This is a genomic window from Halobacillus massiliensis (assembly GCF_900166625.1).
Classification (GTDB): Bacteria; Bacillota; Bacilli; order Bacillales; family Halobacillaceae; genus Halobacillus_A; species Halobacillus_A massiliensis.
The window spans coordinates 2599228-2621954 of record NZ_LT800499.1; the positions used below are offsets into that span (position 1 = coordinate 2599228).

19 protein-coding genes are annotated in these 22727 nt (G+C 42.6%); 1 reads left to right on the forward strand and 18 read right to left on the reverse strand.

Going from position 1 to position 22727, the window contains the following annotated elements; translation table 11 throughout:
- Positions 1 to 127: 127 nt before the first annotated feature.
- The 4 genes from B7E06_RS12980 to B7E06_RS12995 all read right to left on the reverse strand — a co-directional run bounded on the left by B7E06_RS12980 (position 128) and on the right by B7E06_RS12995 (position 4623).
- Positions 128 to 1261, reverse strand: a complete 1134-nt coding sequence (locus B7E06_RS12980; protein ID WP_082234398.1) for a S1C family serine protease — start codon at positions 1259 to 1261, stop codon at positions 128 to 130.
- A gap of 10 nt (positions 1262 to 1271) precedes the next feature.
- Positions 1272 to 2447: a zinc ribbon domain-containing protein gene (locus B7E06_RS12985; RefSeq protein WP_082234399.1), complete on the reverse strand. Its 1176-nt coding sequence runs from the start codon at positions 2445 to 2447 to the stop codon at positions 1272 to 1274.
- Positions 2448 to 2716: 269 nt separating this feature from the next.
- The gene (locus B7E06_RS12990) at positions 2717 to 3913 is read right to left on the reverse strand and encodes a dicarboxylate/amino acid:cation symporter (RefSeq protein WP_082234400.1); all 1197 of its coding nucleotides are present in this window, start codon (positions 3911 to 3913) and stop codon (positions 2717 to 2719) included.
- A 473-nt stretch (positions 3914 to 4386) separates the two neighbouring features.
- Positions 4387 to 4623: a hypothetical protein gene (locus B7E06_RS12995; protein WP_245807730.1), complete on the reverse strand. Its 237-nt coding sequence runs from the start codon at positions 4621 to 4623 to the stop codon at positions 4387 to 4389.
- Between the two features lie 156 nt (positions 4624 to 4779).
- On the opposite strand from B7E06_RS12995, the gene B7E06_RS13000 reads away from it, so the two are divergent.
- The gene (locus tag B7E06_RS13000; protein ID WP_082234403.1) at positions 4780 to 6024 is read left to right on the forward strand and encodes a YeeE/YedE family protein; all 1245 of its coding nucleotides are present in this window, start codon (positions 4780 to 4782) and stop codon (positions 6022 to 6024) included.
- A 735-nt stretch (positions 6025 to 6759) separates the two neighbouring features.
- Here the strand turns inward: B7E06_RS13000 and B7E06_RS13005 are convergent.
- The 14 genes from B7E06_RS13005 to B7E06_RS13070 all read right to left on the reverse strand — a co-directional run bounded on the left by B7E06_RS13005 (position 6760) and on the right by B7E06_RS13070 (position 22693).
- A complete protein-coding gene (locus B7E06_RS13005) occupies positions 6760 to 7158 on the reverse strand; it encodes a secondary thiamine-phosphate synthase enzyme YjbQ (RefSeq protein ID WP_082234404.1) in 399 nt (132 codons plus the stop codon).
- Between the two features lie 17 nt (positions 7159 to 7175).
- Entirely contained in the window at positions 7176 to 8135 is a 960-nt protein-coding gene (gene dapF, locus B7E06_RS13010) for a diaminopimelate epimerase (RefSeq protein ID WP_082234405.1), read from the reverse strand.
- 46 nt (positions 8136 to 8181) lie between these two features.
- On the reverse strand, positions 8182 to 10209 hold the full coding sequence (locus tag B7E06_RS13015) for an iron ABC transporter permease (RefSeq protein ID WP_082234406.1): 2028 nt from the start codon (positions 10207 to 10209) through the stop codon (positions 8182 to 8184).
- Positions 10210 to 10350: 141 nt separating this feature from the next.
- Positions 10351 to 11346: an ABC transporter substrate-binding protein gene (locus B7E06_RS13020; RefSeq protein ID WP_082234407.1), complete on the reverse strand. Its 996-nt coding sequence runs from the start codon at positions 11344 to 11346 to the stop codon at positions 10351 to 10353.
- A 217-nt stretch (positions 11347 to 11563) separates the two neighbouring features.
- Positions 11564 to 12601, reverse strand: coding sequence for a threonine ammonia-lyase (gene ilvA / locus B7E06_RS13025; RefSeq protein ID WP_082236000.1), 1038 nt, complete (start codon positions 12599 to 12601; stop codon positions 11564 to 11566).
- On the reverse strand, positions 12579 to 13166 hold the full coding sequence (leuD, locus tag B7E06_RS13030; RefSeq protein ID WP_082234408.1) for a 3-isopropylmalate dehydratase small subunit: 588 nt from the start codon (positions 13164 to 13166) through the stop codon (positions 12579 to 12581). The genes ilvA and leuD overlap by 23 nt, the downstream gene beginning before the upstream one ends.
- Before the next feature lie 3 nt (positions 13167 to 13169).
- Positions 13170 to 14588 (reverse strand): 3-isopropylmalate dehydratase large subunit, encoded by a 1419-nt coding sequence (gene leuC / locus B7E06_RS13035; protein ID WP_082234409.1) that lies wholly within the window; start codon positions 14586 to 14588, stop codon positions 13170 to 13172.
- Positions 14589 to 14611: 23 nt separating this feature from the next.
- The gene (gene leuB / locus B7E06_RS13040; RefSeq protein ID WP_082234410.1) at positions 14612 to 15718 is read right to left on the reverse strand and encodes a 3-isopropylmalate dehydrogenase; all 1107 of its coding nucleotides are present in this window, start codon (positions 15716 to 15718) and stop codon (positions 14612 to 14614) included.
- A gap of 15 nt (positions 15719 to 15733) precedes the next feature.
- Positions 15734 to 17281: a 2-isopropylmalate synthase gene (locus B7E06_RS13045; protein WP_082234411.1), complete on the reverse strand. Its 1548-nt coding sequence runs from the start codon at positions 17279 to 17281 to the stop codon at positions 15734 to 15736.
- Complete coding sequence (gene ilvC, locus B7E06_RS13050; protein ID WP_082234412.1) at positions 17268 to 18299, reverse strand: ketol-acid reductoisomerase; 1032 nt, start codon at positions 18297 to 18299, stop codon at positions 17268 to 17270. The genes B7E06_RS13045 and ilvC overlap by 14 nt, the downstream gene beginning before the upstream one ends.
- 25 nt (positions 18300 to 18324) lie before the next feature.
- Positions 18325 to 18846, reverse strand: a complete 522-nt coding sequence (gene ilvN / locus B7E06_RS13055) for an acetolactate synthase small subunit (RefSeq protein ID WP_082234413.1) — start codon at positions 18844 to 18846, stop codon at positions 18325 to 18327.
- Positions 18843 to 20558, reverse strand: a complete 1716-nt coding sequence (ilvB, locus tag B7E06_RS13060; protein ID WP_082234414.1) for a biosynthetic-type acetolactate synthase large subunit — start codon at positions 20556 to 20558, stop codon at positions 18843 to 18845. Before ilvB ends, ilvN begins: the two co-directional genes overlap by 4 nt.
- 367 nt (positions 20559 to 20925) lie before the next feature.
- Entirely contained in the window at positions 20926 to 21831 is a 906-nt protein-coding gene (gene ilvE, locus B7E06_RS13065) for a branched-chain-amino-acid transaminase (protein WP_082234415.1), read from the reverse strand.
- 487 nt (positions 21832 to 22318) lie between these two features.
- The gene (locus B7E06_RS13070; RefSeq protein WP_082234416.1) at positions 22319 to 22693 is read right to left on the reverse strand and encodes a PH domain-containing protein; all 375 of its coding nucleotides are present in this window, start codon (positions 22691 to 22693) and stop codon (positions 22319 to 22321) included.
- Positions 22694 to 22727 lie beyond the last annotated feature (34 nt).

A 22727-nucleotide genomic window follows, 5' to 3' on the forward strand; every position in this document is an offset into this window, starting at 1 on the left:
AATAGTCTAACTTAAATTTTTCCTTAGCGCAACTTTTTTTGAACTAGTTATATTTTATGCCCAAAGGTAAAAAGATGTGCCCAAAAAAAGACTTTCATTTGAGATTTCCTCAAATGAAAGTCTTTTTCTATCCATCCATCTCCTCACCATCACCGGATATGATGGTCATCGCATCATTTTCATATCCAAGATGATAAGTCAGCTTATATTTCTTTGAGTTAACTTCGCCGTCAACTGTTTCTTCAGTAGTAATCATAGTCGTAACATTAACCCCTTCGCCCTGGGGATCTGCCACAAGATTATCAATAGTTACTGATAATGTATTGGAATAACCGGCACGGAAGTCTTCATAGCTTGTTCCTCCCTGCCAGTTGTTCCCAAGCAACGCATAAGCGGTAACAAAATCCCCTTGGTTAATACTGTCATAAAAGTACTGAATTAAATAGGTCGCCTGGTCGGCGTCTGACTTAGATTCAATAGTTTCCCCGGAAGCCGTTATTTCAGGAAACTCCGGCAATTCATTCATTGGAGAATCAGACCACTGTCTTACCCTTGTAAGAATATCCTGAATGGGAATACTAAAACCAATAGAATCTTCCCCCAGTTTTGCGGAATTGATTCCGAGTACCTCTCCTGTCACCGCATTTATCAATGGTCCCCCACTGTTCCCAGGTGAAATCAAGGCAGAAATCTGATATACATTTTCATAAGAAAAGGGATCAAGTTCAAAATTTCTGTTCAAGCCGCTGATTTCGCCACGCGTCACCGTATTTTGCAAACCAAGCGGACTTCCGAGCGCCAGCACCTTTGTCAATAAGGGAACATCTTCCTCTTCATTAATCGGAAGTGGCTTTTTATCTTTTAAGTCATCTACTCTAACTAAAGCTACGTCTGTAGTCCTGCTGATACCGATCACTTTACCTTCCAATTCCTTGGAATCCGTTGTTATAATATTTACTTTCTCAGCATTTGCTACAACATGGGCATTTGTTATGACATCCCCCTTATCATTGTAGAGGAATCCGGAACCGATCGTACCGTTTTCCAGTTCAATTTGCACAACCTTTTTTTGCGATTCAAAAATAATATCCTGAGTATTTCTCGGGATGTCCTTTTCCTCTTCTTCAGGCACAGATTGCTGCAACATCGCACTCGCTTCAAGCTGACCCGGGATGGTCTTGTTAATATAAACGACTCCCCCTAAGCCCGCTAAAATTATACAGACCGTCAGAATCAGGCTTGTCATCCACTCTCGGCTCATCCTGTTCCTCCTACTCTACAAACCATTGCACATTTTTCACTTCTACTTCAAGATTTTCTTCTTCCATATCATAGTGCATCATTTCTAAATTTCCAGTATCTCCCGGGTTTAGGTACATCGGATATACTTGAGCAGTTTCTGTTGTAAGCACTTCCTTATTTTCATTAATTAGATCATACGTAATTTCTATTGAGCTGACGATTTTTGTCGCTTCACTTTTCACTATTCCAGAAACCGTCACATCTCCAAACTCATCTTTATTTACTTCCATTTTTTCAATTTTAACGGCATCTTCATGATTTTTTAGTTCTTCTGCTTCTGCCTGCTCCATCGCCCGCTGAATCCGTTCTTGTTTCACCTGTTCAAATGCTTGCTGCTCCTGGCGAATTCTTTCTTTCAGTCCCGAAAGATGCTGATGGTTAACTGCATACTGGAGGCCTTCATCTACGTTTGCCATAGCTTCATTATACTTTTTTTCCTTCATTGCCTCTTCTGCTTTTTTTGTACTGATAGATACAATTTTTTCTATAATTTTTTCTCTTGACCGCGAAGCTTCATCAAGATTTAAACCAGACAGCGTATTTAGTTTATCAGCTAAAGCTTCTACATTTGTCATCTCTTTTACTTCATAATTAATCTTGCCCACTGTAAGAAGTGAATCAAGCTGATTGACTCTTGGGGTGAGAGTTACTATTAGACGGTTTTTATCTTCACGCATTTGTCCACTGACAGAAGTCAGTTCCTGCTCGGCTTTATTAAGCTCATTTTGCTCGATCGCTTTGCTCACTTTATTTAATTTCTCATCCAATTTCATAACCTTATGTAAACTATCTAAATTTTGTTCGACAGCTAGATAATCCGGCCGCTTTTCCTGTGCTTTTTCAAGCTCTTTTTCCGCCTGCTTATACTTTCCTTGAAGCGCTAATTCTTCAGCTTTAGCATTTTGGGCATCGACTTGCACATTAACTTGTTTGGTATGTTCATAAGTATATATAACTATACCTATCATGACCGCTAATACGGAAATAGGCAATATTATTGGCCAAAAGTTTTTTTTAGGCTTTTGTTCATCCACCGGCTTTCCTTCGGGGACGATTTTGGGTGCATTCTCCAGTGATTCTCCACAGTTGGAGCAGTAACGGGAACCCGGCTGGTTTTCTCGGCCACATTCCGTACAAATAACCATGCGCCCTCCTCCTTTGTTGCATTCATTTAGCTCGATTTATACATTATATCACGATTTTTTAGCAAGCTGAGATTCAATTTTTTTAAATGTTTATAATAAACGCACGGCCAGAGTATAAATGGACAGCATAAGATAAAACATCTCATTGAAAGGGGATAAAAAAATGAAAGGAAGAGAAAGAAAGCCAAGACCGGTTACTAAGCCGAGAAAAGGCTGCGGGTGCGGCGGAAGCAAAAAAAACGGAAGATAAGAAAAGAGCAGCCTCCGGTTTACCCGAGCTGCTCTTTTCTTACGTCATGATTATTTCCATCTTTTCCTTTTGTAAAATGATCAACTATTGATGTGATTGCACCATCTCCGGTAACATTTGTAGCTGTACCGAAACTATCCTGAGCAAGATATAGAGCGATCATTAAAGATACCATCATTGAACTAAAACCGAGCATTGACTCTAACAGTCCAACTGCAGCCATAACAGCACCGCCCGGAACTCCAGGAGCTGACACCATAGTAATTCCCAGCATAAGGATAAAAGGCAGCAGATTCATAAAGCTTAAGGTCTGGCCCTGCATGAACAATACAGCCATCGCACAGGACGTGATAGTAATTGTACTTCCAGCAAGGTGAACATTCGCCAGTAAGGGTACAGAAAAATCAGCCACTCGATCTTTTACTCCAATCTGTTTTGTCTGCTTTAAAGTTACAGGTATAGTTGCAGCCGAGGACTGGGTTCCGAGGGCTGTAAAGTAAGCAGGCGTCAATTTTTTTAGCAGGAGAAGCGGATTTATACGTCGCAGTCCTCCAGCTATTCCATAGACGCTGAACAGATATACCCAGTGCAGAATGATAATCATCACAAATACTTTTGCGAATACACTGAGGATTGTACCAACCTGACCTCCATAAGCCATGTTCGCAAAGACTCCGAATATATGGAAAGGAAGTAATGGAATAATAATATTTTCGATAATTTTATGAATGATTTCACGAAATTCAGTCATTCCTTTATAAAGGGTATCACCTTTCACCGCTGTCATTCCTACACCTAATATAAAGGAAAGAATAAGGGCAGCCATTACCCCCATTACCGGCTCCATTTCGATTGAAAAGGAAGCCTCAACAAGGGCTTCTTCAGGGTTAGTCAATTCCCCGGTAGATTGAGTGCCAAGCATTACAGGGAATAAGTTTTTCGAAACAAAAAAGGCTGCAATTCCGGCCATAATTGTTGATAGATAAGCCAGCCCGGCCGTAATACCAAGCATTTTTCCGGCTCCGCGCCCCATGGATGCAATACCAGGTGCAATAAATCCCAAAATAATGAAAGGAATTACGAAGCTTAAGAAGTTATTAAAAATGCCTGTGAACGTAGCAAACAATTCGATTGCTCCTTCAGGAACAATTAATCCTATAAATATACCAAGTGTAATGGCCAGTATAATTCTTACTAATAATGGTATTCTTCTCACAGCTGTTCTCTCCTTCATGTTATTTAACGAGGTAAAGTGGAAAACTCTTTTTCCACTTTAACGCAACATTTGTCCTTTGTGAAGAGATTTATAATATGAAAGCCTTTTACTTATAAATTTTTTAAAACAGATGGGTACTAAGGGAATTAGTACCATATACACCATATAAAAATGAATCTGTAATACAGTTCTTTTGATTTTGTTTCTCCCTTATATAGATAATAAATACGGAGAAGCTAGCTGGATATTAGAGGGAGCCACTAAAGAAAGAATTGATATAGGTTTTGAGGAGAAGGAGGACGTCATATAATAAGGAAGTCAGCAAATAAAAGTTGAGTTTCCTACATTAATGACAGAAGTTCTCAGCTTCTCTTCCCCATTAAATTAAATAGAAAAACCCGAACTATATCGAATTCTGTAAGGGAAATTCGAATTATAGTTCGGGTTTTTAAAATATTTTAATGCTTATTTTTTCATTTCGAAAACTTAGTTTGCTCGAGTCGGTTTTCAAGATAATAGCTTTCTACACTGGATGTATGAAGTGCAACAGTGTCTTCAAGGAACCACCAGTCCCCACGTTCAAGCTGTTTTTCAATAAACTCTAATGTTTCTCTCGCATTTAGTTCCTCACTCAATTCAAGCTGGTGGGATACCTCACGCTTACTATCAAGTAGAAATACTACGTTCCATTCTTTTTTTTGTTCTGCCAACTTGGTCACCATCCTTTATTATGTATTCTATTTGTTTCATACCCTGTTTCATTTACGTTTAACCGTTTGAGTTTTAAAAGTTTACAAATACCAGCTGATGATTTACTATAATAAAAGTCAAAACAAAGTAAGTATATCGGAATTAGGAGGGTAATTATGGAACAGACTTCTAAGATAAACAACTGGGATCAGCGATCCACAACTGTTGTAGACACGCTGGCACCCGTCCAAAAACCGTTCGTCTGGTTAGGAATTATAGCATCATTCATTCTATTTGCTTCTATTGTAATGACTACTACATGGACACAAGGTGTTCTTTTTATAATTGGTTTAGCCTTAGGTGTAACGCTTCTTCACGCTAAGTTTGGCTTCACATCTGCATTCAGGCGCTTAGCTTCGGTTGGTAATGTACAGGGATTACAGGCTCATATGCTTATGCTGGCCGTAGCTTCCGTCCTGTTTGCTATTATATTATCCACAGGCTTCAGCTTTACCGGTACTACGCCACAGGGATATGTATCTCCTGTGGGAGTCAGCGTTTTAGTTGGTTCCTTCTTATTTGGCATCGGGATGCAGCTTGGGGCCGGGTGTGCCTCAGGTACACTATACGCTGTAGGAGGCGGCAGGTCTTCCATGGTCATAACCCTGGCAGCTTTTATAGTTGGTTCCGTTCTCGGGGCTTATCATCTCGGTTTTTGGCAGGAAACTCCGTCACTTCCTCCAATCTCCCTGGCGGAGTCTACAGGACTAGGCTATTTTTGGGGGTTAATTTTGCAGCTTTTCATGTTTGCGGGTATTTATGCGATTACAGTAAAAATCGCCCGCAAGAAAAATCCGCCGCGTATGAAACCTTTAAAAACAACTAACGGTATTAAAAGGATTTGGCGCGGTGCTTGGCCGCTCCTTACGGCAGCTGTGATTCTTGCTGTATTAAATGCGATTACACTTTCTGTTCGCGGCAACCCATGGGGAATAACATCAGCATTTGCTCTATGGGGCTCAAAATTTCTCCAAATGTTTGGTGTAGATGTGGCAAGCTGGCAGTTCTGGCAACAGGATCCTGCTCCGCTTAATCAATCAGTCCTTGCTGATTCTACCAGTGTAATGAACTTTGGAATAATTTTAGGTGCTTTTATCGCTGCAGCTTTTCAAGGAAACTTTAAACCAGGTAAGATTAAGCCTGGAGTTGCGGCAGCATCCGTAGTTGGCGGACTTATGATGGGATATGGCGCCCGTCTTGCTTTCGGCTGTAACATTGGAGCATATTTCGGAGGAATTGCTTCTTTCAGTCTTCATGGCTGGGTTTGGGGAATTATGGCTCTCGCCGGAACATTCCTTGCCTTATATATAAGGCCAATGTTCGGACTTTCCAACCCGAATCCTAAAGATTCTGTTTGTTAAATAAAAGCCTCAGGCGGCCTTCACCTGAGGCTTTTTTATAATTTGGGAGAAAGCTTTCTGTTTCTAAATGACTGTTCCTTTACTCTTAAAAAAGGTAAAGCCGTTGGGAAATCACTCGTGGTCTCCCTTAGCTCTATCTCCCTGCAGGAGTCTCACCATTTCCCAGCCTCTTTACCGTTGATTGGGTAAACAGAACGCTGTAGTTCAGTAACCTTTCTTAAGGAAATAGTCTTTTCTTACACAGTGTTCCGTTACTCCTAATAAACGCATGGGGCCGGGGGAAAGGACGAGACTCCTATGGGAGGAAGAACAGGGTGAGATCCCGGAAGGCTTTAGCCTGAGGAAGCTCAGCGTTCGCCCATGGAAAGCGAGTCTTTCCCCTGGCCCGCACTTCTCATTAAGATAAACGGAACTGACAGCCTTGAATCTCCTGGATAGTAGAACTGAAAGCTACTGGAAGGCTTAGCTTGAGAAAGTTCACCGTTCCGCCCATGGAAAACGAGTCTTTACCCTAGACCCTTCCTTTTCATTAAGATAAACGGAACTGACAGCTCCGGAAAGCCTTTAGTATGGGAAAGCTCACCGTTCCCCCATGAAAATCCAGTCTTTGTAACGCACCGGTTCACGCAAACAGCAACAACTTCCCAAATAACCGTGAATAGTGGAAATCTCCGTACCAACATAAATAGTCATACACTAAGAAAGCAGCCTGTGGTAGGCTGCTTTCTTAGTGTATTAAGATAATATTTTAGCTGTTACTTTACGTGAGCGCGGCCCGTCAAACTCGCAAAAATAAATTCCCTGCCAAGTTCCCAGCACAAGAGACCCATCAGATATAATTATGGTCTGGGCATGCCCTACCGTACTTGTTTTCATATGGGCAGCTGTGTTTCCTTCCATGTGTAGATCTTTAGAATCTTCCCATGGGTACAGTTCACGAAAGCGCCGCAGCATATCCGTCTTCACGTCAGGGTCAGCGTTTTCATTAATCGTAATTCCAGCTGTTGTATGAGCGGATGAAACAATAACGGCTCCATCAGCAATCCCCTCTTCTTGCACCCAGCTTTCAATCTGGTCTGTAATATCAATCATTTGGTCATGCTGGTCTGTGCGAATAGAGAATGTTTTAATCATAACGTCATCCTTTCTGTTTAGAGTTGAGTAGCTGCATATTTTTTTAATTCTTCATAAGTATCAATTTCTAGTTGATGGGTTTTTTTATCTTTCCATTCCCACTCTTTTGCTGCTATATCGATTTCAATTTCAGCACTGTACACATATGTTGCATTCCCTCTCAGCTGAATAGAATAACGTCTTTCTTCTTTGTTAACCACACAGTTAACTAGTCCGCCTTTATTAATGACAACAATCGGCTCTCCAATATCATTGCTTCCAAATATCGTAGATACTAAGGTAGATGCTGACATCGCTGTACCGCACGCATTCGTAAGGCCGACACCTCTTTCATACGTTTGTACGAAAATCTTATTATGATCAAGGATTTTCACAAAACTCACATTAACTCCTCTAGGAAAAACTGTTAGCAAATCGTTCGCTTTTTTCCCTGTTTGTTCAAGCTTTTCTTCATTGATATTATTCACAATACTAATGATATGAGGGTTTGGCACACTTAGTGCGGTAAAAGTGAGGTCTCGTGCCAGTTCAGGGATCACCTCATCCATAGCTTCACTTTTCTCAAAGTTCATAGGCAGAGAATCTATTTCAAAGCTTACAGGCTCAATAGATACAGCAAATGTATCTATTCCTTTAAAAATGTGCTCTACTTGTTCAACATTTAAAACAGCTTTCTGTGTTTCAATCTGTACCCGGCTGCGCCCTTCTTTTTCAATAATATGACGAGCCACACACCGCAGACCGTTTCCGCACATTTCAGCTTCTGTTCCATCCGAATTAAACATTCTCATCTGAGCTTCAGCTACATCACTTTTCAGTACATAAAGGATGCCGTCTGAACCCACACCTGTTTCTCTATCACATAATAGTAGAGCCAGCTCACGTCGTTCTTCTTCTGAAAAAGCATATTCGTTTGTAATTTCGTCAATCAATATAAAATCATTTCCAGAACCATGGCATTTAATAAACTCTATCATTTTTTCATACTCCCTCTATCCCTTTTCTTTTAACCCTTTTATTTTATCATACTGAGCGACGCTTCATAAGCCATAGAAAATAAGGGGCACCGATTAAAGCTACAAGTATCCCTGATGGAATTTCATTAGGAGCAAGCAGTGTCCGGCTGAAAAGGTCAGCTGCCACTAGTAAAAATCCGCCCACCAGCATAGTTATGGGCAGCAGCTTCTGATTGGCACTTCCGACAAGCAGCCTTGCGAAGTGTGGAGCAATTAAACCAATGAATCCAATGGAACCAACGGCTGCTACACTGCAGGCCGCAAGCAAAGTAGCTAAAAGAGCCATCTTAAAACGAGCAGAAACAACATGTAATCCCAGTCCTTTTGCCGCATCATCACCCAGCGAGAGAACGTCAAGGTTTTTAATGTGAACGGCTAGCAATGGAATAAACAAAATAACAGGCCAGAGTAAAAACTGCAGTATTTCTTTCCAACCCTTTGCATAGGTGGTACCTGATAACCAGGTTAAAGCTGAAGCTACCCCGAGTTCAGCTTGCACAACCATAATCTGTATGAAGGCCGATCCAAAAGCGGAAACTCCAATACCTAAGAGTGCGAGGGTTGTCGGATTAAATTCAGCTCTGGCTCCTAGTGTCATAATAACTACAAAGAACATTAGGGCCCCTGCCATGGCTCCAACAGGAATCCATAAGGCAGATGCACTGAAAAAATACATCGTTGCTAAAGCACCAACACCCGCTCCAGAAGTTATGCCTATTACGGAAGGATCAGCCAACGGATTTCTGAGAACTCCTTGAAAAATCAGTCCACTGACTGCTAATATCGCTCCTGCCAGCAAAGCAACAAGTGACCTTGGCAGACGCAGTTCAAAAATGAAGTTCCTCATAAATTCGTTCGTCTGTCCCGATATAGCTTCGATAGTCAGCAGCGGCTCAAATCCATAATTTCCTGAAGACATGCTCACAAACACTGCTGCCAGTATGACAATAAACAAAATAGGAATTAATTTTTTCAGCGATACGTTGAAAGAGGAGCGGCCGGCCAAAATGGAACCTGTTTCCTTCGTGTTCCCTTGCTGCTTCATACGAAGGACTAAGAAAATCAGCCATGGAGAACCGACTAAAGCTGTAATCGCCCCTACAGGCAGTTCAGAGAAAGATGGATCTACAATACGAGCGAGTACATCTGCGAGCAGCAATACATTCGCTCCCCAGAGAAAAGAGCCGATCAATAATGGAATGTGAGAACGATAGCCCAGCAATTTAATTAAATGGGGGGCAACGAGTCCGACAAATCCAATGGGTCCCACGACACTTACAGTAACCGATGTCAACATTACAGCGGCAAGAATCGTTATAAGCTTCACTCTTCTAATATTTTGCCCGAGAGCCGTGGCTACTTCATCACCAAGGGATAACGTGTCCAGCTTGCGTGCGAAAACCAACAGCAGCAGGAAACATATAATAATAAAGGGAAGAGAAAAACGAACGCCGTCCCAATTATTTTGAATAAGCGTACCGGATCCCCATAAGAAAAGTCCCTGTGTCTCATTTTCATAAAATATCTGCAGCACTGAAGTTAAGGAAGAAAATAAAAACGTAACGATCATACCGGCAAGCACCATACGAACAGGTGTAGCATTACTTCCACCCGAAAGAATATAAACAAATCCGAAGGTTAGAATGCCCCCGATAAAAGCGGTCATTATCCCATTCGCAAACGTTGCAAACGGAAGAAAGATAGTGGCAGCCACTACGGCAAAATAAGTACCAGAATGAATACCTAATGTACTTGCTGAAGAAAGCGGATTTTTCGTCACGGTCTGAAGAACAACCCCTGAGACAGCTAGTGCCCCCCCGGCCAGAATGCCAATAACTGCGCGCGGCATCCTAAGCACTCGAACAGTATGATGCTCAATCGTATCCATCGGAGAGAAGAGCGATGCTATTACAGTATCTAGAGGAATCTCTACATTTCCTTGATTAATATGTATAAAGATTAATAAAGACAATAAGGCGCTCCCACCACCAAAGGTGAGAGCCCCTATAAGAATTTTTTTATAGACGGATTTCATATAGTATCACTACTCTTCTTTCTATTTAACTATGATAATAAAAAAATGGGCGGAAACAAGAGAACTGTAAAACGAGTATACCTGCATTCCTAAAGCGATAATTACACCCATAAATTCTAACATAGATTTTATTTAAAGAAGTTATTCTTTCTCTTTTTCCACTACAGAGTCAACCACTTGTTCAGCCAGGACTTCTGCAGAAAGCGGTCCACCGAACGTCCATGTGGAGCCAGGCATTTTGTACATACGGTCTTGTTTAACAAAGTCAAGACCGTCCCACACAGGATTTCCAGCCAGTTGGTCTTCAAAGATGTTATCTGAATCTTGTACAATATAAAAGAAGTTTGTGTCCTGATAATTTTGCAGAGTTTCTACAGTTGTTTCCGTATACCCGTAGATTTCAAGTTGATCAGATTCATAATCATTTTCCATTCCCAATTCACTCATAATGTTAGCTACCATTGAATTATCAGTAAACAACCTAAGAGTCGGTGTATTTTGCGCTGTAAAGGCCTGAGTCATAACATAGTTCATGCCATCTTTACCAGCCTCTTCAAGACGTGCGCGCTGCTCTTCAAAAGTATCTTCCATATTCGATATGGCCTTATCAGCTTCTTGTTCTTTATCTACGACTTTTGCAATTGTATTAAATTCTTCCAGCATACTGTCAAATTGGTTTTCAGCACTTTCCTCAGAATAAGGGGCAAACATCACAGTCGGGGCAATTCCTTCAAGATCTTCCTGGATGGCTTCATGACGGAAATCCACGCCAATAATCAGATCAGGATCCAGTCGAGCAATCGCTTCAAGGTTCGGCTCCTGGCGAGTCCCTACATCCTCAACAGAATCACTAAACGGCTTGCCAACATCCACCCAATCTCCGTAGGAATTAAGATCAGCCACTCCGACCGGTTCCATCCCCAACGCCTGAAGCTCTTCAGCATATGACCACTCTAGAACTACGACTCTTTTCGGGGTGCCTTCAATCGTTTTCTCCCCATTGGCATCTTCTATCGTCACCGAGCGGGTTTCTTCTTTCCCGCTGTTTTCTTCCTCACTTGATTCATCTTCTCCACCGCAAGCTGCTAGTAAAGTCGTTAATGAAATGAAAAGTATTAATACCCAAAACTTTCTCATAAAAAACTCCCTTTCCTGCCTTTTTGATTCCTCGTATGTAAAAGGCTCTATTAATTTCTAGTTGATAAAGATTCTCATTATCACCATCCATAGCATACAAAACTATCTGCCTGCTGTCAATGATAATATTTCTCAATTATCACAATTTCAGCAGAAAAAATGAGGGTCAGCAGAAACATTTTACAGCTTCCGCGACCCTCTTATCCTCATCTCTTGCTTAAACAGTGGTAATCATTCTCTTTGTTAATGCTAGCTGTTGAACGTGTGGCAGTCGGGCTAAATCCATGTTCCCGCCACTCACCACAACACCGCATTTCTGCCCTGCTAAAGCAGACTTTTTCGCTAATACTGCTGCGAGAGCTGTTGCACCTGCGCCTTCAACAAGTGTCTTTTCCCTTTCTAGCAGGTAAAGGATAGAATTAGCTATTTGCTGCTCTTCTACAGTGACTATATCGTCAACAAACTTGCGGATATAATGGAAAGTTTTCGTCCCATGCTGTTTCACCGCAATTCCGTCAGCGATTGTTGCCACAGAAGTAAGCTTTTTCGGACCACACTTATAAAATGAATTATAAGTCGATGGTGCTTTCTCGGATTGAACACCTATGATCCTGATATCGGGCTTCAGCTGCTTGGCTGCATATGCCATCCCGGCAATCAGCCCGCCTCCGCCAATCGGAACAACAATTGTATCAAGGTCCGGCTGCTCCTGAAGCATCTCAATAGCTACAGTCGCCTGTCCAGCCATAACATCCACGTCATCAAAAGGGTGGATAAATGTTGCACCACAGCGCTCCTGTTCCTTTATAGCTGCCATATAGGCTTCCTGAAAAGATTCACCTGTTAAAACAGTTTTAGCTCCATAAGCTTCGGTAGCCTGAACTTTAGCCTGGGGAGTTCCCTCCGGCATAAAGATTTGAGCAGGTACACCGCGCTTAGCAGCCGCTAAGGCTACTCCCTGGGCGTGGTTTCCTGCAGAAGCAGCAATGACGCCGCACTGAGCTTCTTCTTCCGTCAGCTGGGAAACTTTGAAAGAAGCTCCTCTCACTTTAAAGGCACCTGTTTTCTGCTGATTCTCCATCTTCAAGTAAACTTTCTGCCCTGCAAACTGATTAAAAGTTTCAGAGGTTTTAAACGGTGTCTGGTGAACCACATCGTTTAATTGTTCTTTGGCTTCAAAGACTTTAGCTAGCGTTAAGAAATCCCCAACGTCTTCACTCCTTAATTTTAATTTATTTGGCTTTTTCTGTTTCATATTGATCAATGGCGTCAGCATCATTCAACGTTACAGATATCTCATCCCAGCCATTTAACAACATATCTTTATGATAAGGTTGAATATCAAATGCTGATATTGAACCATGATCACTGGTTACCTGCTGTTGGACAAGATTAACATTGAGCGTCACCTGCTCACGGGAGCCTTGTTCCAACAGTTCATTTACTTCATTCTTGGGCAATACAATAGGAAGTATTCCATTTTTAAAGCAGTTATTATAAAAAATATCGGCAAAGCTTGGAGCAATAACTACTCTAAATCCATAGTCCTGAATCGCCCAGGGAGCATGCTCCCTGGAAGATCCGCAGCCAAAATTTTCTCCGGCCACTATGATTGTCGCATCCCGATACATAGGATCGTTGAGAGAAAAGTCTTCTCTTAGTGATCCATCATCATTAAATCTCCAGTTGTAAAAAAGAAACTGCCCAAATCCCTGTCGTTCGATTCTTTTTAAAAACTGCTTGGGAATAATCTGATCTGTGTCAACATTTGAACGGTCCAGCGGGTAAATGACCCCTTTATGCTGTTTTATTGGTTCCATTGTTTACCCTCCTACCGCGGCGCCGTATTTTCTTACATCTACAAATGCACCTTCTAATGCTGCGGCAGCCGCCATTTCCGGGCTGACCAGGTGAGTTCTGGCCCCATTTCCCTGACGCCCTTCAAAATTCCTGTTGGATGTGGAAGCACATCGCTCACCTGGAGGGACGATATCGTCATTCATCGCCAGACACATACTGCATCCTGCTTCTCTCCATTCAAAACCTGCCGTCAGGAAAATGGTGTCAAGTCCTTCTGCTTCTGCCTGTTCTTTAACAGAAAAGGAACCAGGAACAACCATGGCTCTTACGCCTTCATGAACTTTTCCACCCTGTACAATTTTTGCAGCTTTGCGGAGATCGCTGATTCGAGAGTTTGTGCACGATCCGATAAATACGTGTTCAACTGGGATACTTTCAATTTTCTGGTTTGGTTTAAGCCCCATATAATCGAGAGCTCGCTGTATGCTGTCTTGCTCCTGAGAGTCAACAGCTTCTGCAGGGTCAGGTGTAGCAGCTCCAACAGGTACACATTGAGAAGGGTTGGTGCCCCAGGTTACCTGCGGTTCCACCTCTGCAGCATTGATTTCTACAGTTTCATCATACGCTGCCCCTTCTTCAGTCGCTAGTGAAAGCCACTCCTGTGCAGCTTCTTCAAAAGCTTCTCCCTGTGGTACATAGCGCTTACCTCGCAAATACTCCACAGTCGTTTCGTCCGGGCTGATCAAGCCGGCACGGGCTCCCGCTTCTATCGACATGTTGCATACGGTCATTCGCTCATCCATAGACAGATTACGGATAGCTTCTCCCGTGTATTCAATTACATATCCAGTCCCGAAGCGAACACCGAATTTTGCAATAATCGCTAAGATTAAATCTTTAGCTGTTACTCCTGTACCCAATGTTCCATCGACTTTAACCTGAAGAGTTTTTGGTTTTGCCTGCCACAACGACTGCGTGGCAAGTACATGCTCGACTTCACTTGTACCTATTCCAAAAGCAAGTGCACCAAATGCACCGTGTGTCGATGTGTGGCTGTCTCCGCAGACAATCGTTTTACCTGGCTGAGTCAGCCCCAGCTGAGGACCAATAATATGAACAATTCCCTGATCGGGATGATCGATATCCGCCAGGCGAATTCCGAACTCCTCACAATTTTCTTTTAATGTATCCATCTGCTTTTTAGAAATTTGATCTTTAATAATATGCCGGTGCATCGTTGGTACGTTGTGATCCACCGTAGCAAATGTTCGGTCCGGGCGACGGACTTTACGATTTTTCATCCGAAGCCCTTCAAACGCCTGTGGGGAAGTTACTTCATGCACGAGATGCAGGTCAATATAAATTAAGGCTGGTTTATTTTCTTCTTGTTTAATAACGTGCTGCTCCCACAGTTTTTCAATAATCGTCTTTGGCCGCCCCATTGGAATAACTCCCTTCTATCTACTTATACATAACAGCTCATAATATTTTCAGTTGTTACTTTTTCAGAGATTTGCTCTGATACTCTTACCGCTAACTGGCTTCCACTAACTACAGTTCCGCCTTTCACATCAAGATCAGCCGTATGGTATTTTTCATTTAATACGGCCTGGACGGCTGAATCAATTTCATCTGCTTCCTCTGTCATGCCAAAGGAGTAGCGAAGCATCATTGCCGCGGACAAAATCGCTGCCATCGGATTGGCTTTATCTTCTCCAGCGATATCCGGGGCTGATCCGTGAACAGGCTCGTAAAGTCCCAGCCCATCCTGACGTACACTTGCGGACGGCAGCATTCCAAGAGATCCAGTAAGCACGGAAGCCTCATCACTTAAAATATCACCAAACATATTCTCTGTTACAATAACGTCAAAGTAACGAGGATTCGTAACAAGCTTCATAGCCGCTGCGTCGACAAGCATATGCTCCACTGCGACATCCGGATAATTACTCTTTTTCGCTTCGACTACTTCACGCCACATTCGACTGGATTCAAGAACATTGGCTTTATCCACTGAAGTAAGTTTTTTCCCTCGAACTTGTGCACTCTCAAATGCTTTTTCAACGATTCGTTCGATTTCTTTTTTTGTATAGAAAAGTGTATCCACTACTTCCTGTCCGTTATTTCTCCGTTCACTTGGTTCACCAAAGTAGAGGCCCCCGGTTAATTCGCGAACGATTAAAAGGTCACTGCCTGAAACAACTTCATACTTCAATGGAGAGGAGTGGAGAAGAGAATCAAAGCCTTTTACAGGTCTGAGATTTGCAAACAGCCCAAGCTCTTTCCGAATGCCGAGAAGTCCTTTCTCGGGACGCTGCTCACCAGGTAGGTTATCCCATTTAGGACCTCCTACCGCTCCAAGCAGGATTCCATCAGCTTTACGGCATGCTTCCACGGTTTCCTGAGGAAGGGGGGTTCCCTGCTGATCAATGGCAGCCCCGCCAATGTTATGCTTCTCAAAAGTAAACGTATGGCCAAAACGTTCAGCAATTGTTTTAAGAACACCTTTTGCTCCTTTGGTTACTTCAGGACCAATGCCATCTCCCGGCAGTATTACGATATGCTTTTCCATATCTGTCTCCCCCTCTTAAAGTTGTACTTCCTTCTTAAGATCACTCGGCTGTGACATATAAAGTGTTCGGTTTACGGCGTTTAGGAATGCTTGAGCTGATGCCTCTAACACATCTTGTGCAGAGCCACGACCCGAAGTGGTACGATCATTTACAGTAAGCTGCACATAAACTTCTGCGAGAGCATCTCTTCCTTTCCCAATGGAATTAAGCTGATAATCCTGCAGGTGAACTTCTTCTTCCAAAAGTTCATCCAATGTGTTGTAGATGGCTTCTACGCTTCCCTCACCCGTGCTGGCTTTTTCAATTTCTTTCCCGTCCGGTCGTGTTAATAAGATTGTGGCTGTAGGACGGTTAATGCTTCCATACTGAACTTGAAAGGCTTTAAGTTCATATTTCGGAACATCTTCATGCTCTGTCTGCTTATCTGTCAGAATCGCAAAAAGATCATCATCTGTAACTTCTTTCTTCTTACCGGTTAAATTCTTAAAGGTATCGAAAGCTTCTTTAAGCTTCGCATCGGAAAGCTCAAACCCGAAAGACTGGGCTTTCTGCTTGAAGGCATGACGTCCAGAGTGCTTACCAAGTACCAGGTTATTGGATTCTATACCTACCATATTAGGTGTAATGATTTCGTAGGTGGTTGCTTCCTTAAGCACACCATCCTGGTGAATACCTGATTCATGAGCGAATGCATTACGGCCGACTACTGCTTTATTGCCCGGAACCTGCATGCCTGTCAGCTTACTGACAAGATCACTTGTGCGCTTAATTTCTTTTAGCACTAAGCCTGTTTCATGCTGATAACGATCTTTTCGGATTTCAAGGGCCACAGATACTTCTTCAAGCGCTGCATTTCCAGCCCTTTCTCCAATTCCGTTTATAGTTCCTTCGATTTGTCCAGCTCCTGCTTCGATCGCTGACAGTGAGTTGCTGACAGCCATGCCTAAATCATCATGGCAGTGAGCCGATAGTATGACACCCTCAATATTTGGAACGTTTTCTTTCACATGTTTAAAAAGTTTAGCGTATTCATCCGGTGTCGTATAACCTACGGTATCCGGAAGGTTGATAACATCTGCCCCTGCATCAATCACTTTCTCAATAATGTGAACGAGGAAATCATAATCTGATCTCGTCGCATCTTCGGCAGACCACTGAACGACAGGGAACCTCTCCTTAGCATAAGCTACAGATTCCACCGCTATTTGTACAACTTCTTCGGGAGTTTTCTTAAGCTTATGAGTCATATGGATCGGAGAAGTAGCAAGGAAGACGTGCAGTCTTGGATAGGCTCCTCCTTTAAGGGCTTCCCAGGCAGCATCGATATCACTTTTGAAAGATCTGGCCAGCCCGGTTACTGAGCAGTTCCTCACTGTTTCAGCAATTTCTTTTACCGATTGAAAATCTTCCTGGGAGGAAGCAGGAAATCCTGCTTCCATAATGTCTACTCCCAGGCGTTCGAGCTGTTTAGCAATCTCAATCTTTTCAAGACGATTCAAGTTAACACCGGCTGACTGCTCTCCGTCTCTAAGGGTTGTGTCGAAAACATTAACGCGAGCCATGTGAAACCACATCCTTTTCTTTTGATTGAGATTTCTTAACAAACGGCATTAACTCACGTAACTCTCTACCCACCTTCTCGATCTGATGATTGTTTTCAAGCGCATTTGTTGCATTAAACTCAGGACGATTAACCTGGTTTTCCATGATCCAGCCTTTAGCAAATTTACCTGTCTGGATATCAGAAAGTACTTCTTTCATACGTGCTTTAGTCTCTTCGTTAATTACACGCGGACCGGAAACAAAGTCACCCCACTGAGCTGTATCAGAAATGGAGTAGCGCATTCCTTCTAAGCCGCCTTCGTACATAAGGTCAACAATCAATTTTAATTCATGCAGGCACTCAAAGTATGCAACTTCCGGCTGATAGCCTGCTTCTGTCAAAGTTTCAAATCCTGCTTTGACAAGGCTTGTTAAACCACCGCAGAGAACTGCCTGTTCACCAAAGAGATCAGTTTCCGTTTCTTCCTGGAAGGACGTTTCAAGAACACCTGCGCGGCCTCCGCCAATCCCTTTTGCATATGCAAGAGCAATTTCACGTGCCTGGCCTGTAACATCCTGCTCAACTCCAAATAGAGCAGGAACACCGGCTCCTTCTTCAAACGTACGGCGCACAAGGTGCCCAGGCCCTTTTGGAGCTACCAGGAATACATCCACATCGCTTGGCGGCACGACCTGGTTGAAATGAACATTAAATCCGTGAGCGAATGCCAGGGATGCACCGGCTTTAAGATTTGGCTTAATTTCATTTTCGTAAACCTTCGGCTGGTGCTCATCAGGAAGAAGTACCATAACCACATCCGCTTCAGCGACTGCGTCAGCTACACTTTTCACATCCTGGCCATCCTCTTCTGCTTGGTCCCATGACTTTCCTTTTCTTAAACCAACAACTACGTCAAAGCCGCTTTCCTTTAAGTTCTGAGCGTGCGCGTGACCCTGGGAACCATATCCAACCACTGCAATCTTCTTATTTTGTAGTACCTCTTCATTGATATCATTGTGATAGTAAACTTCAGCCATTTTACATCGTCCTTTCGAATTTGAATTATTTTAGTAATGAGTAAGATTTAATTTCTGCTACTTGGGGCTGATGGCCTCTAGTGAAAGCCGTTAAGCCTGTTCTTGCTAGTTCTTTAATGCCGTAAGGGCGAAGCAGATCAATTAAGGCATCTACTTTATCTGAATTACCTGTAACTTGAACGGTCATGCTTTCACGGCTTACATCGATAATGGTAGCCCTGAATGGTTCAATAATTCCCTGGATTTCTGTGCGAATTTGGGGATTACTGATGACTTTTACCATAGCCAGCTCTCTAGCTACGATAGCTTTATCTGTGATGTCCGATACTTTCAGTACATCAATCTGTTTATTAAGCTGCTTAGTCAGCTGCTCGAGTTTCCTTTCGTCTTCGACTTCAACAACGAAGGTCATTTTGGAAACTCCTTCGGTCTCGGTGCGCCCCACTGAAATGCTTTCAATGTTAAACTGCCGTTTCGCAAGAAGTCCGGTTACTCTGTTTAAAACGCCGCTCCGATTATGAACGGTCGCTGTTACAATGCGTCTCATCGAGTCACCCCAATCATTTCGTGTAGTCCTTTACCTGGTGCAATCATTGGATATACATTTTCCATTGGAAGTACACGGCAGTCGAGCACTGCAGGATGCGGGTCGTTCAGTACATCCGGCAGAATTCTTTCAATTTCATCTTTCGTTTCAATTTTATAGCCTTGAATATTGTAGCTTTCAGCCAGTTTTACGAAATCCGGCTGTGACTGTGCAAGTGAATGGGAGTAGCGACCCTCGTAGAATTTTTCCTGCCATTGTCTAACCATCCCTAACGCCTGGTTGTTGACAATGATGATTTTTACCGGAAGGTCTCTTTCCTGCAGCAGGGAAAGCTCCTGCATCGTCATCTGGAAGCCTCCGTCTCCTACTACGGAAATGACACTTGCTTCTGGATCTGCCAGCTGAGCTCCTATAGCTGCCGGGAAGCCAAATCCCATAGTTCCAAGGCCGCCGGATGTTACCCATTTATTCGGCTGATGAAAGCTGTAGTATTGAGCCGCCCACATTTGGTGCTGTCCTACATCTGTAGTAACGATAGATTTCCCACTGGTATAGGCATGAACTTTTTTCATCAGCCATTGCGGTGAAATTTTATCTTCCTGGTCATCATGCCAAAGTGGATATTCCAACTTGTTTTGATTCGTTTTTTCCAGCCATTCCTGGTGATCTAATTCACTGATACTTCGATCATTTAATGCTTTTAGTGCTGCTTTTGCATCCGATACGATCGGAATCGCAGTTGGTACATTTTTTCCTATTTCGGCTGGATCGATATCCACATGAGCGACTTTAGCATGTGGTGCAAAGTGCTTTAAGTTACCCGTTAAACGATCATCAAACCTTGCGCCGATATTAATCAGCAGGTCACATTCATAGAGCGCCATATTCGCTGAATACGTTCCATGCATGCCCCCCATACCCAGAGACCGTTCATCACTTCCAGGGAAGCTTCCCAATCCTAGGAGGGTCGTAACTACCGGAATTTGATAATTCTTCACGAACTTTATTAATTCTTCTGAACCTTTTGCATGAATGATGCCGGCACCTGATAATATTAAAGGCTTCTTCGCCTGCAGTAGAGCTTCATGCAATTTATTGATTTGTAAAGGGTTAGGCTTTACTGTAGGCTGATAGCCAGGAAGATGGAAATCAGATTCCACTTCAGCTTCATGAACCGTTGATGAGATATCTTTCGGGATATCAACAACTACTGGTCCTGGGCGTCCCGTAGAAGCAATATGAAAAGCTTCCTTAACTATGCGCGGCAGCTCTTCAATTTGCTGGACCTGGTAATTGTGTTTCGTTATAGGTGTTGTAATCCCCATTACGTCTGACTCCTGAAAAGCGTCTGTTCCAATGACTCCTTTAGCCACCTGACCGGTAAAAATAACAACGGGCAGAGAGTCCATCATGGCATCGGCTATGCCAGTAATTAAGTTAGTAGCACCTGGCCCAGAGGTTCCAATGACGACACCCGGTTTACCTGATACTCTTGCATAACCCTCTGCTGCGTGAATCGCTCCTTGCTCATGTCTTGGAAGTACATGATCGAATGATCCATTAGACCGATAGATTGCGTCATATATCGGCAGAACGGCACCTCCTGGATAACCAAATAAAGTATCAACACCCTGCTCTATTAAAGAATCCACTAACAGATCAGCACCAGTACGCGGCATCGTCTTCACCTTCTGAGTTGCTTCAGCCTTCATTTTTTAATCCCTCCTAGAATTACATATAAAAAAGACCTTCTCACCCTCTTGCTTCCTACAAATGAGACACTTGTAGAAAGTAGGAGGGGCGAAAAGGTCTTTGATTATTTCCACGGTACCACCCTCATTTTGCGTACAAATCCCGTACGCCTCTGGGAGCTATAAATCGTTCACAGCTCCATTTTGATAACAGGTGCTCTAGATAACACCTGATCCCACCTACTTGGTGATGGCCGTTCGGCTGGGACACTCAAGGATGATGTCGAAAATAAGAAGCATTTCCGGGCTTCCAGCAACCCCGGCTCTCTGTAAATGCTAGATCTTATTTCTTTATTCCTGTCTTCGAGTTAGCATATTTATTTAAAAGTTAACTGACTTGTGCTTTACCTTTGGATGAATATACTTGATAACCATCCGTAGTTGTGATTTTTCTAAACTCAGAAAGCAGGTGGTTGGTTACGGCACCTGGCTTCCCGTCTCCTACCTGACGCTGATCGACTTCTACTGCCGCAATGACTTCTGCAGCTGTGCCTGTTAAAAAGACTTCGTCAGCCACGTAAACGTCATGTCTTGTAAAAGGTTCCTGCTTCACTTCGTAACCGTGTTCCTGAGCTAAATCAATGATAGCGTTACGAGTAATCCCTTCTAAAGCTCCCAAATAAACGGGAGGGGTATAAATAGTGCCATTTTTCACAATAAAAATGTTGTCTGCTGATCCTTCAGTTACATAGCCTTGATCATTTAACATTAGCGCTTCGTCAACGCCTGCCTGGTTGGCTTCTAATTTAACTAGAATATTATTTAAATAGTTTAATGATTTCACTTGCGGAGGCAGAACATCCGGCCGGTTTCTGCGGCTTGATGCAGATGCTAAGCGTACTCCGCGCTCATATAACTCTTTAGGAAATAAAGCAAGTGCTTCAGCAATGACAACCAAGCGCGGATTTGAGCAGCTGGCAGGATCTAATCCAAGGTTTCCAGTGCCTCGTGATACCACTACGCGGATGTAAGCTGTTTCCAGCTGATTCTTACGGACGGTTTCAGCAATAATCTGCTCCAGTTCCTCCTTTTCAAATGGAATATGAAGCATAATCGATTTAGCTGAATCATAAAGCCGTTTTAAGTGTTCATCCAGCTTAAAAATATTGCCTTCATAGACACGAATGCCTTCGAACACCCCGTCACCATATAAGAACCCATGGTCATAGACGCTGACTACAGCTTCGTTTTTGTTTACAAACTCTCCGCTTAAATAAATCCACTGGTTGCTCATTTAAAGCACTCCTTTCTGTTTAAATTTTTTGTTTCAATTAAGGTATTAATGTTTGGGTGACCATATGCAGGCATGCACTCCTGCACATGATCTTAAGGTCTATCTTCCACATGAACCAACTTTCGCAGCCGTTATTTTTTCAGAAGCGTTATAGTTGATTGAGGACTACTTTAACGCCATTTTCAGAAAAGGTCAACAGGTTTTTGTTAAGTTTTCTGACTAATTTGATTATTAAGTAAATTTGGTAAGCGTTTTCATTCTTGAGGCTCATAGGCTGAGGGTCATTTTATAGTTTTTATTTTTTTCTTTTTTATCTGAAAATTGAATAATGAATGTTTCAAACATGCCAATAAAACAGCTATTTAGAGGCTTTTTTTCTTGCTATGTCGAAAATGGGTTTTATGTAAAAATTTGCATTTTAAAACCCCGCTGAATTTCAGCAGGGTTTGACTAAAACCTATTAATTTTTGAAGTTGGAATAAAGATATTACAGCACATATTTAGCCAGAGTCCTTTGAACCTCCTGGATCGGACTATCTTTTTTAAAGAGCTTCTGAATAGGTTCAGATTGTCCGGAAAGCCAGATTCTAAGTTCAGAGTCCAGGTCAAAGCTGCCAGCGGTTTCTGTACTGAAATGAATGATACTATTATAAGGAATGGAATGATACTCCACTTTCTTTCCTGTCATTCCCTGCTTATCTACTAAAATCAATCTCTTATTAGTAAAAATAAAAGAATCTCTTACTACTTTATATCCACTTTCGACCTTTTCACCATCAATTAGTACGCCTTCCAGCTCTTTCCCCAGTTTCTCTTCATCAACTTTACTGGCGTTTCCCATAAGTCCATCAAGCAGTCCCATTAATAATTCCTCCTTTAGTATCTTCTACTGTTAT